The sequence below is a fragment of the Streptomyces sp. NBC_01306 genome (assembly GCF_026340465.1).
Lineage (GTDB): Bacteria > Actinomycetota > Actinomycetes > Streptomycetales > Streptomycetaceae > Streptomyces.
Window position 1 is genome coordinate 5,965,247 of record NZ_JAPEPC010000001.1, and the last position, 14,827, is coordinate 5,980,073.

14 protein-coding genes and 1 pseudogene are annotated in these 14,827 nt (G+C 72.1%); 11 read left to right on the forward strand and 4 right to left on the reverse strand.

Annotation, left to right across the window (positions count from 1 at the left end):
• Position 1: 1 nt before the first annotated feature.
• On the reverse strand, positions 2-1,219 hold the full coding sequence (locus OG385_RS26300) for a cytochrome P450 (RefSeq protein WP_266858237.1): 1,218 nt from the start codon (positions 1,217-1,219) through the stop codon (positions 2-4).
• 110 nt (positions 1,220-1,329) lie between these two features.
• Here OG385_RS26300 and OG385_RS26305 point away from each other — a divergent pair, with 110 nt between their 5' ends.
• Positions 1,330-2,013 carry a TetR/AcrR family transcriptional regulator gene (locus OG385_RS26305; protein ID WP_266858238.1) on the forward strand — a complete coding sequence of 228 codons (684 nt, stop codon included), beginning with the start codon at positions 1,330-1,332 and terminating at the stop codon, positions 2,011-2,013.
• A gap of 154 nt (positions 2,014-2,167) precedes the next feature.
• Positions 2,168-2,889 (forward strand): annotated as a pseudogene (locus OG385_RS26310) (DsbA family oxidoreductase).
• A 23-nt stretch (positions 2,890-2,912) separates the two neighbouring features.
• Here OG385_RS26310 and OG385_RS26315 read toward each other — a convergent pair.
• Both OG385_RS26315 and OG385_RS26320 read right to left on the reverse strand, forming a co-directional pair.
• Positions 2,913-4,043: a serine hydrolase gene (locus OG385_RS26315; protein WP_266858240.1), complete on the reverse strand. Its 1,131-nt coding sequence runs from the start codon at positions 4,041-4,043 to the stop codon at positions 2,913-2,915.
• Positions 4,040-4,882 carry an IclR family transcriptional regulator gene (locus tag OG385_RS26320; RefSeq protein ID WP_266858242.1) on the reverse strand — a complete coding sequence of 281 codons (843 nt, stop codon included), beginning with the start codon at positions 4,880-4,882 and terminating at the stop codon, positions 4,040-4,042. Before OG385_RS26320 ends, OG385_RS26315 begins: the two co-directional genes overlap by 4 nt.
• Positions 4,883-4,936: 54 nt before the next feature.
• Between OG385_RS26320 and OG385_RS26325 the strand changes: the two genes are divergently transcribed.
• The 5 genes from OG385_RS26325 to OG385_RS26345 are packed head-to-tail and all read left to right on the forward strand — an operon-like array spanning position 4,937 to position 10,149.
• The gene (locus OG385_RS26325; protein ID WP_266858244.1) at positions 4,937-6,511 is read left to right on the forward strand and encodes an ABC transporter substrate-binding protein; all 1,575 of its coding nucleotides are present in this window, start codon (positions 4,937-4,939) and stop codon (positions 6,509-6,511) included.
• Positions 6,508-7,506 carry an ABC transporter permease gene (locus OG385_RS26330; protein ID WP_266858246.1) on the forward strand — a complete coding sequence of 333 codons (999 nt, stop codon included), beginning with the start codon at positions 6,508-6,510 and terminating at the stop codon, positions 7,504-7,506. Before OG385_RS26325 ends, OG385_RS26330 begins: the two co-directional genes overlap by 4 nt.
• A gap of 50 nt (positions 7,507-7,556) precedes the next feature.
• A complete protein-coding gene (locus OG385_RS26335; protein ID WP_266858247.1) occupies positions 7,557-8,465 on the forward strand; it encodes an ABC transporter permease in 909 nt (302 codons plus the stop codon).
• On the forward strand, positions 8,462-9,292 hold the full coding sequence (locus tag OG385_RS26340; RefSeq protein ID WP_266858249.1) for an ABC transporter ATP-binding protein: 831 nt from the start codon (positions 8,462-8,464) through the stop codon (positions 9,290-9,292). Before OG385_RS26335 ends, OG385_RS26340 begins: the two co-directional genes overlap by 4 nt.
• On the forward strand, positions 9,289-10,149 hold the full coding sequence (locus OG385_RS26345) for an ATP-binding cassette domain-containing protein (protein ID WP_266858251.1): 861 nt from the start codon (positions 9,289-9,291) through the stop codon (positions 10,147-10,149). Before OG385_RS26340 ends, OG385_RS26345 begins: the two co-directional genes overlap by 4 nt.
• Positions 10,150-10,175: 26 nt before the next feature.
• Here OG385_RS26345 and OG385_RS26350 read toward each other — a convergent pair whose 3' ends face one another.
• Positions 10,176-11,123 (reverse strand): ROK family protein, encoded by a 948-nt coding sequence (locus OG385_RS26350; protein ID WP_266861174.1) that lies wholly within the window; start codon positions 11,121-11,123, stop codon positions 10,176-10,178.
• A 71-nt stretch (positions 11,124-11,194) separates the two neighbouring features.
• Here OG385_RS26350 and OG385_RS26355 point away from each other — a divergent pair, with 71 nt between their 5' ends.
• The 4 genes from OG385_RS26355 to OG385_RS26370 all read left to right on the forward strand — a co-directional run bounded on the left by OG385_RS26355 (position 11,195) and on the right by OG385_RS26370 (position 14,793).
• Positions 11,195-11,983, forward strand: coding sequence for a creatininase family protein (locus OG385_RS26355; protein ID WP_266861176.1), 789 nt, complete (start codon positions 11,195-11,197; stop codon positions 11,981-11,983).
• A gap of 94 nt (positions 11,984-12,077) precedes the next feature.
• Positions 12,078-13,205 carry a mandelate racemase/muconate lactonizing enzyme family protein gene (locus tag OG385_RS26360; protein WP_266858253.1) on the forward strand — a complete coding sequence of 376 codons (1,128 nt, stop codon included), beginning with the start codon at positions 12,078-12,080 and terminating at the stop codon, positions 13,203-13,205.
• Positions 13,202-13,633, forward strand: coding sequence for a RidA family protein (locus tag OG385_RS26365; RefSeq protein ID WP_266858255.1), 432 nt, complete (start codon positions 13,202-13,204; stop codon positions 13,631-13,633). The genes OG385_RS26360 and OG385_RS26365 overlap by 4 nt, the downstream gene beginning before the upstream one ends.
• A 119-nt stretch (positions 13,634-13,752) precedes the next feature.
• A complete protein-coding gene (locus OG385_RS26370; RefSeq protein ID WP_266858257.1) occupies positions 13,753-14,793 on the forward strand; it encodes an aminotransferase class V-fold PLP-dependent enzyme in 1,041 nt (346 codons plus the stop codon).
• Positions 14,794-14,827 lie beyond the last annotated feature (34 nt).

Here is a 14,827-nt window from a genome sequence, read left to right on the forward strand (position 1 = left end):
GTCACCAGGTGACCGGGAGTTCGTTGACGCCCTGGATCGTCGTACCCGGACGCAGGGTCAACCGGTCCACCGGCACCGCCAGCCGCAGGTTCGGCAGCCGGTCGAACAACGCCGTGAGGATGACCTCCAGTTCGAGGCGGGCCAGGTTCTGGCCGAGGCACTGGTGCACCCCGTAGCCGAATGCCAGATGGTGGCGGGCCTCGCGCCGCACGTCGAAGGTGTCCGGCTCCGCGAAGACCGAACTGTCGCGGTTGGCGATGGAGTTGGTGACGATGACACCCTCGCCGGCCCGGATGCACTGGCCGTCGACATCGATGTCAGCCGTCGCGATGCGTGCCCCGGCGATGTCCGCGATCGCCAGATAGCGCAGCAGCTCCTCCACCGCCCCCGGTACCAGCGACGGGTCGGCCCGCAACGCGGCGTACTGCTCGGGGTGTTCGAGCAGGGTGATGACGCTGAGAGAAGTCATCGACGCCGTCGTCTCGTGGCCGGCCACCAGCAGCAGGATGGCGGTCGACACCAGCTCCTCGCGGTCGATCGCGCCCTTCTCCAGCTGCTCCGTGACCAGGGTGCTCAGCAGGCCCGGCCGGCGCTCGCCGCGCAAGGAGTCCACCAGGCCGCCCAGATAGTCCTCCAGCTCGTCCCGGGCGGCACGCGTCCCCGCCACGTCCGTGGACTGGATCAGCCGCCTGCTGGCGTCCTGGAAGAAGTCGTGCTCGGCGTAGGGCACGCCGAGCAGTCGGCAGATCACCATGGACGGCACGGGCAGCGCGAACTGGCTGACGAGGTCGGCGGGCGGCCCGGAGGCGATCATCTCGTCCAGGAAGCCGTGCACGATCTGCTCCACGTCCTCCCGCATCCCCTTGATGCGCCGGACGGTGAACTCGCTGATGGTCATACGGCGCTTCGGCCCGTGCTCGGGCGGGTCGAGGCCGATGAAGGCCGGCCGGCGGTCCCGGAAGCTCACCACGCGCTCGGAGGTCGCCGGGAAGGCGTCGTCCGTCCGGTCGGACGACAGCCGGGGATCGGCGAGCAGCTTTCGCGCGGTGTCGTACCCGGTCACCAGCCATGCCTGCCGGCCGTCGTAGAGGGTGACCCGCTGCAGCGATCCCTCCCGCTCCCGGAGGTCGTTGTACTGGTCGGGAAGTTGGTAGGGGCAGGTGCGGTCGCTGGGAAAGGCGGGGGCGCCTGATGGGGGCGTCGTAACGGTCTCGGTCATCGTTCCCCTCGATGTACTCGACGCTTAAAGAACGGTCCGTTCTCTAATAAGGAGGCTAGGCTGACGCGCTCGGGGTCCACAACGGGTGTTTCGACAAATGGCTGGGAGTCATGCATCCAATCAACGGGGACGCGGCGGACCGTTCGGCCGGCGACCACCGCAGAAACCCTCGCCGCCGGGGCGAGGAGCTGGAGAACGCCATCCTGGCGGCGGTCCTCGACGAACTCGCCGAGGTCGGTTACGCCGGACTGACGATGGAGCGCGTGGCCGTAAGAGCCCGCACCGGCAAGGCCACCCTGTACCGGCGGTGGCCCAGCCGCGCCGAACTCGTCATCGACGCCTGCGCGGCCCGACGCCTGACCGAGGCGGATCTGCCCGACACCGGCGCCCTGCGCACCGACGTGATCGCCGTGCTGCGGCAGCTCTCCGCCAGGCTGGCCACCTCGCACGGCGACATCCTCCGCGGCCTGATCACGGAGGCCATGCACGATCCCGAGTTCGCCCGGCTGGTCCGCGAACGGGTCGGCCCCGCAGGCCCCGGACCGATCAAGAGTGTCCTGTTGCGTGCTGTCGCACGTGGCGAGATCGCGCCGTGGGTGCCCGCCTCACGGCGCGCCACCGTGGCGGTCGACCTGCTCCGCAACCACTATCTGCTCTACGGTGCCCCGGTCCCGGAGGACGTCATCGCCGAGATCGTCGACCACGTCTACCTCCCCCTCCTCCTCGCTCCACGGAGCGCCGTGCCGGACATCCCCGCGGCCCCGCCGTCGACCGGTGCGGCCGGGGAGGCGTAGCCCGCGGAGGGTGCAGCCGTCCGCTGTCAGCGGCGCGTACTTCGCTCGCGCAACCCGGCGAGGGTCCGAAGCCGGGAATGGGCGGGTCCGTGCGCATGTTCACCAGGGTGCGCGGGGGCCTCCTGCGCCGTACGACCCTGGAGAGATGAAGAACATGCGCGTCGAGATCTGGAGCGACATCGCCTGCCCCTGGTGCTACGTGGGCAAGGCCCGGTTCGAGAAGGCCCTCGCCGGCTTCCCGCACCGTGACCAGGTCGAGGTGGTGCACCGCTCCTTCGAGCTCGACCCGGGGCGGGCGAAGGGCGATGCCGCGCCCGTCCTGGAGATGCTCAGCAAGAAGTACGGACTGAGCACGAGCAGGCACAGGAGGCCGAGAACAACATCGCGGCCAACGCCGGTGCCGAGGGGCTCGGCTACCGCACGGAGGGCCGTGACCACGGGAACACCTTCGACATGCACCGGCTGCTGCACCTCGCCAAGGAGCACGGGCGCCAGGACGAGCTGATCGGGCTGCTCTACCGGGCGAACTTCGCCGACGAGCGGTCCGTCTTCGACGGCGACGCGTATCTGGTGGAGCTGGCCGTGGAGGCCGGGCTCGACGCCGACGCGGTCCGTGCGGTGCTCGCCGACCCTGCCGCCTACGCCGACGACGTACGCGCCGATGAGCGCGAGGCGGCTGAACTCGGTGCGAACGGCGTGCCGTTCTTCGTCCTCGACCGGGCGTTCGGCGTGTCCGGCGCCCAGCCCGCCGAGGTCTTCACCCAGGCGCTCGGCCAGGCCTGGGACGCCAAGCCCCGGCTCGCCGCGGTCGGCGGGGACGGCGAGGTCTGCGGCCCCGACGGCTGCGAGGTCCCGGCGACGGGCGACCCGGCCTGACTCTCCGGCTGCTCCGCCCCTGGTCACCGCCCGCCGAGAAGGTGCGTCGCGTCGTGGAAGGCGCGGCGCACCGCTGCGATGCCGTCCCCGTCCCGGCTGGGATGCACCCGGTTGGTGAGCAGCACCGCGTACCGTCCGGTCGCCGGGTCGACCCACAGGCTCGTGCCCGTGAACCCGGTGTGCCCGTACGAGTCCGGCCCGAAGGAGTCGCCGACGGGGGAGCCGGCCGGGTCCTGGCCCTGCCACGCGAGCCCCCTGCGCAGCGCGAGACCGTCCGTGTGGCCCGCTGTCATCAGGGCGAACGTCGCGGGGCGCAGCAGCTCCCGCCCGCCGCCCGCCAGTGACCGGCCCAGCCGCTCCATGTCGCCCAGGGTGGCGAACAGACCGGCGTGGGCGGCCACCCCGCCGAGTACAGCGGCGTTCTCGTCGTGCACCTCGCCGGTCACCACCCGGCCGCGCCACGGGCAGTCCTCGGTGGCCACCGCGCGGGCCCGGCCCGCCGCGTCCGGGGTGAATCCGGTGTCCGCCAACCCCAGGGGTGCGCAGACCAGTTCCGCCACCAGCCGGTCCAGCGGGCGCCCGGTGGCGGCCTCCGCGATCAGCCCGAGCAGGATGAAGCCCTGCGAGGAGTACTCGACGCGGGCGCCCGGGGGAGCGGTCGGCGGCAGCTCCCGTACCGCGTCCAGCAGCGCCGCACGCGTCGGGCTCTCCCGGTAGAGCGGTACCCGGCCGGGCAACCCCGAGGTGTGCGTGAGCAGTTGATAGAGCGTCAGGTGTGATTTGTCGCCGCCCCGGTACTCCGGCAGATGCGCGCCGACCGTGTCGGTGAGCGCCAGGGCGCCCGCATCGATCAGGGCCATCACCGCGAGGCCCGCGACCGGCTTGGTCACCGATGCGAGATCCCACAGCTCGCTGCCGTCGAGCTCAGGACCGGCCCAGCTCCTGGTGCCGGTCCAGCCCCGGTCCAGCGGGCCGTCGGCGGTGCCGACCGACCAGGCGGCAGCCGAGTACACCCGGCGCTCCCGTCCGGCGGCGAGCAGGTCGGCCGGCCGGCCGGTGTCCGCCGCACCTCCCGCCGGCTCCGTACCCCCCGCTGGCTCCCTGCCCACCGCTGAGTCGGTGCCCGCCGCCGAGTCCATGCCTGCCGCGCTCATGTCCGGTCACCGTCCCATGCGGTCGTGCCTCCGACGACGCCCAGTGCGGGGCCGCTGCTGCCGAGGCCGGCCGAGACCGTACGGGCCGCCGCGCGCACCATCGGGCCGAACAGTCCGGCGCTCTCCGGATCCAGGGTGAACGTCAGCCCGGAGATGCCGATCGCGCCCACCACCCGCCCGTCCCCGTCCGTCACCGGTGCGGCCACCGCGCGGACGTCCAGCTCGTGGTACTCGTCGTCGACCGCGTAACCCCGCTCCGCCGTACGGCGCAACTCGGCCCGGATCGCGCGGGGTTCGGTGAGCGTACGGGAGGTGTGTGCGGTGAGCGGGGTCTCTTCGAGTACCGCTGCCACCTCCGGCTCCGGCAGCGCGGAGAGCATCGCCAGACCCGCCGCGGTGCAGTACAGCGGGGTCTCGCCGCCGGGCCGGGTGCTCAGCAGGTAGCCGCGCACCGGTTCGGACTGCTCCAGGTGTACGGCGGTGGTCCGGTGCCGTACCGCGTAGTACGCGAGCTGGCCGGTGCGGGTGCGCAGATCGGCCAGTGCCGGGCGGACCAGCCGGAGGTCGTCCCCGGTGTCCAGCGCGGCGGCGGCCAGGCCGAGCAGCCGGGGCCCCGCGCGGTAACTGCCGCCCTCCGCCGGCTGGGCGAAGCCGTACTCGGCCATCGTCCGCAGATGGCGGTGGACCGTCGGTTTGGTGAGTCCGGTGCGCCGCGCGATCTCGCCCAGCCGGTGCGGGCCGCCCGTCTGTACCAGTGCCTCCAGTACCTCCATCGCTTTGTCGACCGGGCCCTTCCCGGGCTCCTGCTCGCTCGATCGGGTGTTGACCGTGTTCGGCATGACGCCTAGCTTAACCCCATCGCATTCCATCTTCCGGAACGGAAGTGTTGTTCAATGGAACGAATACGTCAGGGGTGGGCCGTGGACCGCAATCACCCGTCCCGCCGCGACGTGGTGCGGCTCGGCGGTCTGCTCGTCCCGGCCGTCGCCGCCCCGGCTCTCCTGACGGGGTGTGGTGCCGACCCCGCGAGCAGCGCCGGCAATGTCCTGCGGGTCTCGCAGCCCGGCGACGCCACGACCATGGACCCGCAGAAACAGGGCGACATGGTGTCGATGAACGCCCTGATCAACATGTTCGACACGCTCACCACCCGGGGCCGCGACAACAAGCTGCACCCGCGCCTGGCGCTCTCCTGGACGGCCCGCTCCGAGCGGACCTGGAGGTTCCGGCTGCGCCCCGGCGTGAAGTTCCACAACGGCGAACCCTGCGACGCGGCCGCCGTGAAGTTCAGCATCGAGCGGCTGCTCGACCCGGCGACCAAGTCGCCCATCGTCGAGCTGCGTTACGTGAAGAGCGTGAGCGTCGTCGACCGGCTCACCGTGGATGTGCACACCACGCTGCACGACCCGATCCTGCCCGACAAGCTCTCCCTGTTCGGCGGAGTCGTCGTCCCGCCGCGCTATATCGCCCGCGTCGGGGACGAGGGATTCGCCAACCACCCCGTCGGCACAGGCCCGTTCACCTTCGTCAGCTGGCAGCGCGACCACCAGCTGCGGATGCGGGCCAACCCCGGGCACTGGCAGGGCAGGCCGAGCGTGGACGAACTGGTCTTCAGCCCGGCGCCCAACCCGTCCTCCTCGCTCGCGGCCCTCCAGAGCGGCGGCGTCGACCTCGTCACCGGGCTGACCCCCGACGCCGCCCAGCAGCTGGACGGGTACACCGGGGTGACGCTGGACAGCTACCCCGGCATCCGCACCTCGTACCTCTCGCTGAACACCCTGGACGGCGGCCCGCTGGGCGACCACCGGGTGCGGCAGGCGCTCAACCACGCGATCGATGTCCCGCTGCTGATCAAGGCGGTGCTGGGCGGCAAGGCCCGTGAGGTCCCCGCGATGATCCCGCGCGGCGCCTTCGGCTTCGACCCGTCCGTCAAGCCCTTCACCCGCTCGGCGGCGAAGGCCCGCGCACTGCTCGCCGAAGCCGGATACCCGCACGGATTCTCCACCACGCTCACCGCGTCCAACGTCGACTCCAACGTCGCCGAAGCGCTCTCCGGACTCCTCGCCCGCGCCGGGGTGCACGCCCGCGTCGCCCTCCTCGACCCCGGTACGTACGCGGCCCGGCTCACCTCCGACGACCACGGCGCGCTCGGCCCGATGTATCTGGCGGCGAGCACCGTCTGGACCCTCGACGGCGAGAGCATGCTCCAGTCCGTCGTACGCAGCGACCGCAGGCAGAGCCGCTGGCACTCCAAGGAGGCCGACCGGCTCATCGACACCGAGGAGCTGTCGGTCGACCCCGCGGAACGCGCCCGCGCCTTCTCCGACCTCCAGCGGCTGATGCGCGAGCAGGCGCCCTTCGTCTTCCTCTACCAGCTCGACAACATCCTCGCCCGCAACGCGCGGCCCCGGTGGAAACCGGGCGTCGTGGGCTCGCTGGCCATGCAGAACGCGGAGGTCACGGTATGAGCGACCTGTCCCTCCGGGAACCGGACACGACGACGCCCGGCCCGGCCCGCCGTACCGCCCGCGACCGGACCCGGCTGCTGCGCGGCGTCCTGGTGCGGCTGGGCACCGCGCTGCTCGTCCTGCTGTGCACGGCGACCGTCTCGTTCTTCCTGGTCCGGCTCTCCGGCGACCCCGTCAAACAGCTGCTCCCGCCGGACGCCACGGCACACCAGGAGACCGTGCTGCGGGCGAGCCTCGGACTGAACCGGCCGCTGCTCACCCAGTACCTGGACTTCCTGTGGGGGCTGCCCCGCCTCGACTTCGGGAACTCCCTCTTCTACAACGAACCGGTCAGGACCGTCCTGGCCGACCGGCTGCCCGCCACCCTCCAACTCGCGGGCGCCGCACTGGTGGTGACCCTGGTCATCGCGGTGCCGGCCGGGATCTTCGCGGCCATGCGCCGCGGCCGGGCCTCCGACCGCGGAGTGATGACCGGAGTGCTGCTCGGACAGTCCACCCCGCCCTTCTGGGTCGGCATCCTGCTGATCCTGGTCTTCGCGGTGGGACTGCATGTCCTTCCGGCGTCCGGATACGGCACCTTCGCCAACCTCGTGCTCCCCGCGGTCACCCTCGCCGTCTACTCCATCGCGGTCGTCGCCCGGCTGCTGCGGTCCTCACTGATCGACGTGCTCTCCTCCGACCACATCCGTACCGCGAGGGCCAAGGGGTTCGGCCCGGTCAAGGTGGTGCTCAGGCACGGGCTGCGCAACGCGTCGCTGCCCGTGATCACGGTGGTCGGCCTCGAAGTGGGCAGCCTGCTCGGCGGCGCGATCCTCACCGAACAGGTCTTCTCCTGGCCCGGCGTCGGACAGCTGACGATCGAGGCCATCTCCAAACGCGACTTCCCGCTGGTCCAGGCAACGGTGCTCTTCTTCGCCGCCACCTTCGTCGTGGTGAACCTGCTGGTGGACCTCTCCTACAGCTTCCTCGACCCGAGGGTGAGGTCAACCAAGTGAGTCCGCTGCGCCCGGTGAGTCCCAAGAACACGACGAACACGCCGGACACGATGCCTGTTGCACCGCCGGCACCTCCCGCCCCGGCCGCGCCGCCGGCCCGCGGTCCCGGATCCGCCGCACTGCGGGCCCTGCTGCGCAACCGGCTCGCGGTCATCGCCCTGGCCGTACTCGCGGTCATGCTGATCGCCGCCGTGTTCGCCCCGCTCATCGCCCCCTGTGACCCGAACGCCCAGAACCTGCTGCTGCGGCTCCGGCCGCCCGCCTGGCAGCACGGCGGCAGCAGCGCCCATCTCCTCGGCACCGACCAGCTCGGCCGGGACATGCTGTCCCGCGTCATCTACGGCACCCGGGTGTCGCTCCTTGTGGGCGCGGGCGCCGCGCTCCTCGCCGGAGTCATCGGCACCGCCGTCGGGCTGGCCTCCGGCTACTTCGGCGGCTGGACCGACCGCGTACTGATGCGGCTGGCCGACGTCCAGCTGGCCTTCCCGGCGATTCTGCTGGCGCTGGCCATCGTCGGATTCCTCGGCTCCGGCCTCTGGTACGTGATCCTCGTGCTCGGCTTCACCGGCTGGGTCTCCTACGCCCGCGTCGTCCGCTCCGAGGTCATGTCGCTGCGCTCCCGCGACTTCATCACCGAGGCACGGGCCATCGGCGTCACGGACGCCACCATCATGCGCCGCCATCTGCTGCCCAACGTGATGGCGCCTCTCGCCACCATCGGCACCCTGCACATCGCCGCCGCCATCGTCGCCGAGGCGTCCCTGAGCTACCTCGGCCTCGGTGTCCCCAAGGAGACCGTCACCTGGGGCTCGATGCTCTCCGACGGACAGCTCTACCTGGGCACCTCCTGGTGGCTCGCCGTCTTCCCCGGAGCCGCCCTGATGATCACCTCGCTCGCTGTCAACATCACCGGCGACGCCCTGCGCGACGTCGCGGACCCGAAGGCGTACCGCCGATGAAGCCCACCCCCGCGCCCACCCCCGAACCCGCAGATCCGCTGCTCCGCATCAACGACCTCAGCGTCGATTTCCGGCTCGAAAGCTCCACCGTGCACGCCGTCCGGGGTGTCTCCCTGGAGGTCGACGCCGGGGAGACGCTCGCCGTCGTCGGCGAGTCCGGCAGCGGGAAGACGGCCACCGCACTCTCCGTACTGCGCCTCAACCCGGCGCCGCCCTGCGTCTACAGCGGCGGCGAGATCCTCTTCGACGGCCACGACCTGCTCGCGCTCTCCGAGAAGGAGCTCGGCCGGATCAGGGGCCATGACATCGCCATGGTCTTCCAGGACCCGATGACCAGCCTCGACCCGCTCCAACGGGTCGGCAGCCAGGTCGCCGAAGTGCTCAGGCACCACCAGGGGCTGTCCAGGTCCGAAGCCCGGGAGGCCGCCGTCGCGGCCCTGGACGAGGTCGGCATCCCCGACCCGGAACGCCGCTACCGGCAGTACCCGCACGAGCTCTCCGGCGGGCTGCGCCAGCGCGTGATGATCGCGACCGCGCTGGTCGCCAGGCCGCGGGTGCTCATCGCCGACGAGCCGACCACCGCCCTCGACGTCACCGTGCAGCGGCAGATCCTCGATCTCCTGGTCGAGCTGCGGCAACGGCACGGCATGGCCGTCGTCCTCATCACCCACGACCTCGGCGTGGTGGCCGAGACCGCCGACCGGGTCGCCGTCATGAACCGCGGCCGGGTCGTGGAGACCGGCGACGTCCTGGACGTCTTCGCGCACCCGGCGGACGACTACACCCGCCGGCTCCTGGACGCCACCCCCCGATTGGAGCCGGCATGACATCAGGACAAGGCAGTCCACTGCTCGAACTGGACGGACTGCGCAAGGAGTTCGGCAGCAGGCCGGTGAGCGTGGCGGTGGACGACGTGTCGCTGACGGTGTACGAGGGCGAGACCCTGGCCCTGGTCGGCGAATCGGGGTGCGGCAAGACCACGCTGACCAGGCTGCTGCTGCGGCTCATCGAACCCACCGCGGGCCGTGTGCGCTTCGCCGGGCAGGACCTCGGCGCCCTCACCCCGGCCCAGCTGCGCTCCGTACGGCGGGAGATGCAGGTCGTCCTCCAGGACCCGTACTCCAGCATGAACCCGCGGATGCGGATCGCCGACATCGTGGCGGAACCCCTGGTCACCCACGATCCGGCGGCACGCGGGCGACGCGGCAGGGCCCGCACCAGGGAGCGTGTCGGTGAACTCCTGGAGGCGGTCGGTCTGGACGCGGGTATCCAGGACCGCTATCCGCACGAGTTCTCCGGCGGTCAGCGCCAGCGCGTCTCGATCGCCCGCGCGCTCGCCATCGAACCCCGGCTCGTGGTGCTCGACGAACCCACCAGCGCTCTCGACGTCTCCGTGCAGGCCAGGATCCTCGATCTGCTCGCTGAGCTCCAGCAGCGGCTGGGCCTGACCTATGTCTTCGTCTCGCACAACCTGGCCGTGGTGCGCCAGGTCGCTGACCGGGTCGCCGTGATGCGCCGGGGCGCCCTGGTGGAGGTCGGCGACGCGGCCGACGTCTTCCGGCACCCCCGGCACGAGTACACCCGCCGGCTCCTCGACGCGGTCCCCGACCCGGACCCGCGCACCGCACGCCGGACGGCGGGGCCCCGCAGGGAGAGCGCCGGGGCGGAGGCGGATCAGCGATGACCGGACCTGCCCCGGCGCTCGCCGTTCTACAGCTGCGACAGGACGAGACCGGCCCCGCCGAGCAGCGCCACATCGTCCACGGCCGCCGGGCTGACCTGCACCCTCGGCAGTTCGGCGGCGCCCGACGCCCCGTCGGCGCTGTCGGCGCGCAGCCGCTCCTCGATCAGCGTACGGAAGCGCTCGCCGCCCTCACGGGCCTCGCCGTGCAGCACGAAGAGGCCGGGGGCGAAGAGCTGCTGCACGTTCACCAGGCCCAGGGCCACGTTCCGCGCGTACTCCTCGACGACCCGGCGGGCCTGCTCGTCCGGCCGCTCCACCAGACCGGCCAGCGAAACGCGGTCGCCGAGCCCGGCCGCCCGCGAACGCTCCCGCAGCCAGCGGGTGGTGGCCACCGTCTTCCAGCAGCCGCGGCGGCCGCAGGTGCACGGGTCGCCGCTGGCCGACACCGTCATATGGGCGCCGCTGCGGCCCCCGGGCGGGGCCAGCACCTCACCGCCGTAGAGGATGCCCACCCCCAGCACCTCACCGGTCGAGACCGAGGCGAAGGTACGCCGCCCGCGCCCCGCACCGAACCAGCGGTCGCCGAGCACCTGGAGCCTGGCCCGGTGCTCGACCCGCACCCGCAGCCCGGTCAGAGCGCCCAGCCGTTCGGCCACCGGGTAGCCGTGCAGCGCCGGAACGTCGTTGACCTCGGTGATCAGGCCCGCCTCCGGGTCGACGAGGCCGGCGGCGGCCACCCCCACCCCGTCCGGATCATGACCGGCGAAGACCCGGGCCGCCCCGGCGAGTGCGGCGTCGATGTCGCGGGTCGTCGCCGCGCCCGCGTCGTACCTGGCCTCCGCCCGCTCCAGCACGGCGCCCGACATCGTCAGGACGGCCGCCGTGACCCGGCCGGGCACCAGCTCGACCGCGCCGAGCGTCCGCCGGGCGCCCGGCACGAGGGGGGCCGGAGCGGGCTCGGACACCAACCGCAACGGAGAACGTCTCTGCACCATGCGCCGACTCTGCCACGGCGGAGTTTCGAGGAGGTAGCGCTGTGAGCCAACTGCAACCGAGCCGACCGCGGCCGACCGGCCAGGCCCGGCTGACCGAACTGACCTGGGGCGAGGTGCGCGCGGCCGGTGAGCACGGCATCGCCCTGCTGCCCATCGGGTCCCAGGAGCAGCACGCCGGACATCTGCCGATGGGCACCGACACCCTGCTCGCCGAGGCGGTGATCGACCGGGCGGGCGCCCTGCTCGCCGGGGAGCCGGACGCACCGGAACTCGTACGGCTGCCGGCCCTGCCCTTCGGGCACAGCCCGCACCATCTGTTCGCCGCCGCCGTCTCGCTCTCCGCCGCCACCCTGGGCGCGGTGCTGGACGACATCCTGGACTCGCTCGTGACCAGCGGATACCGCCGGATCATGGTGGTGAACGGACACGGCGGCAACGACGAGATCATGCGCCTCGCCGTGAAGCGGTTCGCGCTGCGCTCCGATGTGACCGTCGCCGCATGCTCGTACTGGACCGTCACATCGGGCGCGGACGACGGGGGCAGGCCCGAGGTCACCCCCGGCCACGCCGGATGGTTCGAGACCTCGCTGATGCTGGCGGCCCACCCGGACCTCGTCCGTACGCCGGTACCGGCCCGCGCGCCCGTCGAGCCCCCACCGCTCTTCGACAACCCGCCGTACCCGGGGCTGACCGTGGAGCGCCACGGCGAGTGGGAGCGAGTGGGCGGTGCGACCGACGACGCGTCCGGCGCCGACGCGGAGCGGGGCACCCGGCTGCTCGACGACCGGGCCACCGGGCTGGCCCGCGCGATCCGCGCGTTCGACGCGGCGACCCGCTGAGCCGCCGGATCCCTGCACCAGATCCCTGCACCAGGACATCCCCGAAGAGCCCGATGAGGGCCCGATGAGGGCCCGATGCGAGAAAGAGAGAGCTGTGAAGATCACTGATGTCGACGTGTGGGTCGTGAACCTTCCGCTGGTGAATCCGTTCACCAGCTCGTTCGAGACCAAGACGGGCGAGACCCGCACGGTGGTGCGGATCCGTACCGACACGGGTGTCGACGGCTGGGGCGAGACGATGTGGGGCCGGCCGGTCGCGGCGATCGTCAAAGCGCTCGCGGCGGACCTGATCGGTACCAGTCCGTTCGCCCTGGAGAGCTTCCACCGCAAACAGCACATGGTGCCGTTCTTCCACGGCTACCTGGGATACGCGGCCATCGCCGCCCTGGACGTGGCCTGCTGGGACGCGATGGGCAAGGCCACCGGGCAGTCCGTCACCGACCTGCTGGGCGGTCCGGTACGCGACGAGGTCCCCATCACCGCACTGGTGACCCGCGCCGACGCGCCCGGAGTGGGCGCGGACGGGCTGCCGAAGGCGCTCGCCGAGCACACCGCACGGGTGGTGGCCGAAGGCGGCTTCGACGCGGTCAAGCTCAAGGGCACCAGGGACGTCGCCGGTGACGTCGCCATCCTGCGGGCCGTCCGCGAGGCCCTGCCCCGGGTGAATCTGCGGGTCGACCCGAACGCGGCCTGGTCGGTCCCCGACTCGGTGCGCGCCGGGATCGCCCTGGAGGAACTGGACCTGGAGTACCTGGAGGACCCCTGCGTCGGCATCGAGGGCATGAGCCAGGTGCACGCCAAGGTCCGGATCCCGCTCTGCACCAATATGTGCGTCGTCCGTTTCGAGGAGTTCGCCCCGGCGATACGCCTGAACGCCGTCGACGTGATCCACGGCGACGTCTACAAGTGGGGCGGCATCGCCGCGACCAAGGCGCTCGCGGCCCACTGCGAGACGTTCGGGCTCGGGATGAACCTGCACAGCGGCGGCGAGCTGGGCATCGCGACCGCGGCCCATCTGGCCGTCGTGTCCAGCACCCCGGTCCTGTCACGGGCGATCGACAGCATGTACTACCTGCACGCCGACGACATCATCGAGCCGCTGCACCTCGAAGGCGGCCGGCTGCGGGTGCCCACCGGACCCGGCCTGGGCGTCAGCGTGGACGAGGAGAAGCTGCGCCACTTCGCAGGGGTCAACGAGCGCGAAGGAGACCTGACCGGATGAGCCCGGCACCGGAAATCCACACAGACCAGCAGCCCGGACAGCGCAGCGGCGGCAAGCAGGCGGTGCACAGCGCGCACGCGCCACGCCCCGCCGGGGCCTACAGCCAGGGCGTGGTGGCCGGAGGATTCCTGTACACGGCGGGGTTCGGCCCGCAGGACCCGGCGACCGGGGAGGTACCCGGCACGGTCGGGGAGCAGACCGCCCAGGTGCTGCGCAACGTCCGGTCGGTCCTCGCCGAGTGCGGGCTGACCCTGGACGACGTCGTCAAGGTGACCGTCCATCTGGCCCGGCTCCACCGGGACTTCGCCGCATTCGACGCGGCGTACGGAGAGTTCTTCACGGCGCCGTACCCGGTGCGCACCACGGTGGGATCCGAGCTGATGGACATCCTGGTCGAGATCGATGTGGTGGCCTGTGCCGGTGAGTGAACACGGCCCGCACCGGGGGGAGAACCCGCGGGTCAGCGCCGTTCCATAAGGACCACTTGGAGGGCCCCGGCGCTGTCGCGCCATGGACGGTGCGCGGCCGGGGCCGCAGAGTGGAGCCCATGGAGACCTTGGCAGGCGCCGAGTTCGCGCCCGAGACGACATATCTGAACACCGCGAGCAGCGGTCTGCTCCCGGCCCGCACCGTCGCCGCGATCCACACCGCCGTGACGAGCGCGGCCGTGGGCAGGCAGGCCGACATGTTCGCCGATGTGGAGGCGTCCCGCGCCTCCTTCGCCCGGCTCGCCGGAGTCCCCGCCGCCCGTGTCGCGGCCGGGACCTCGGTCGCCGTCTACTGCGGGTTGATCGCCACCGCCCTCCCCGACGGGGCCGAAGTCCTGCTGGCCGAGGGCGACTTCAGCTCGCTGGTGAACCCCTTCGTCGTACGCGCCGGCCTCAAGGTGCGCTTCGCGCCGCTGGAGTCGATGGCCGAAGCGGTGCGCCCGGGCACCGCGCTCGTCGCGGTGAGCGCGGTGCAGTCGGCCGACGGCCGGATGGCCGACCTGGCGGCGATCCGGGCCGCGGCCCGTGCGCACGGCGCCCGCACACTGGTGGACGCGTCGCAGTCGGCGGGGTGGCTCCCGCTCGACGCCGCCGAGGACGACTACACCGTGGCCGTCGCCTACAAATGGCTGGCCTGCCCGCGCGGTATCGCGTTCCTGGTGGTCCCCGATGACCTGGGCGGGCTGACGCCGGTGTTCGGCGGCTGGGTCGCGGGGGAGGAGCCCTGGAGCAGCTGCTACGGACCGGTGGCCGAACTCGCCCACTCCGCACGGCGGTTCGACGAGTCCCCGGGCCTCTTCTCGTACGCCGGAGCCCGGCACTCCCTGGCCCTGATCGAGGAGACCGGGCCGGCGGCGATCGGGCGCCACAATGTCGCACTCGCCGACCGCTTCCGGGCCGGACTCGACCGGATCGGACAGCGCGCCGTCGCCGCTCCCGGCTCGGCGATCGTCGCGGCCCCGGGGCTCGGCCACCGCCGTGACGAGTTCGGCCGGGCGGGCATCGAACTCTCCGACCGCGCGGGCAACCTGCGCGCCGCCTTCCACCTCTACAACTCGGCCGCCGACGTCGACCGGCTCCTCGACGTGCTCTCCGGCTGAGCCCGGGAAGCACCGGCATACGCGGGAGGGGGAC

Bases quoted from the DNA above. Each gene is read 5' to 3' on its own strand.
- OG385_RS26335 (WP_266858247.1), top strand. From the start codon at position 7,557: ATGCCTGTTGCACCGCCGGCACCTCCCGCCCCGGCCGCGCCGCCGGCC.
- OG385_RS26340 (WP_266858249.1), top strand. From the start codon at position 8,462: ATGAAGCCCACCCCCGCGCCCACCCCCGAACCCGCAGATCCGCTGCTC.
- OG385_RS26370 (WP_266858257.1), top strand. From the start codon at position 13,753: ATGGAGACCTTGGCAGGCGCCGAGTTCGCGCCCGAGACGACATATCTG.
- OG385_RS26345 (WP_266858251.1), top strand. From the start codon at position 9,289: ATGACATCAGGACAAGGCAGTCCACTGCTCGAACTGGACGGACTGCGC.
- OG385_RS26300 (WP_266858237.1), bottom strand. From the start codon at position 1,219: ATGACCGAGACCGTTACGACGCCCCCATCAGGCGCCCCCGCCTTTCCC.
- OG385_RS26325 (WP_266858244.1), top strand. From the start codon at position 4,937: ATGGAACGAATACGTCAGGGGTGGGCCGTGGACCGCAATCACCCGTCC.
- OG385_RS26320 (WP_266858242.1), bottom strand. From the start codon at position 4,882: ATGCCGAACACGGTCAACACCCGATCGAGCGAGCAGGAGCCCGGGAAG.
- OG385_RS26305 (WP_266858238.1), top strand. From the start codon at position 1,330: ATGCATCCAATCAACGGGGACGCGGCGGACCGTTCGGCCGGCGACCAC.
- OG385_RS26330 (WP_266858246.1), top strand. From the start codon at position 6,508: ATGAGCGACCTGTCCCTCCGGGAACCGGACACGACGACGCCCGGCCCG.
- OG385_RS26365 (WP_266858255.1), top strand. From the start codon at position 13,202: ATGAGCCCGGCACCGGAAATCCACACAGACCAGCAGCCCGGACAGCGC.
- OG385_RS26315 (WP_266858240.1), bottom strand. From the start codon at position 4,043: ATGAGCGCGGCAGGCATGGACTCGGCGGCGGGCACCGACTCAGCGGTG.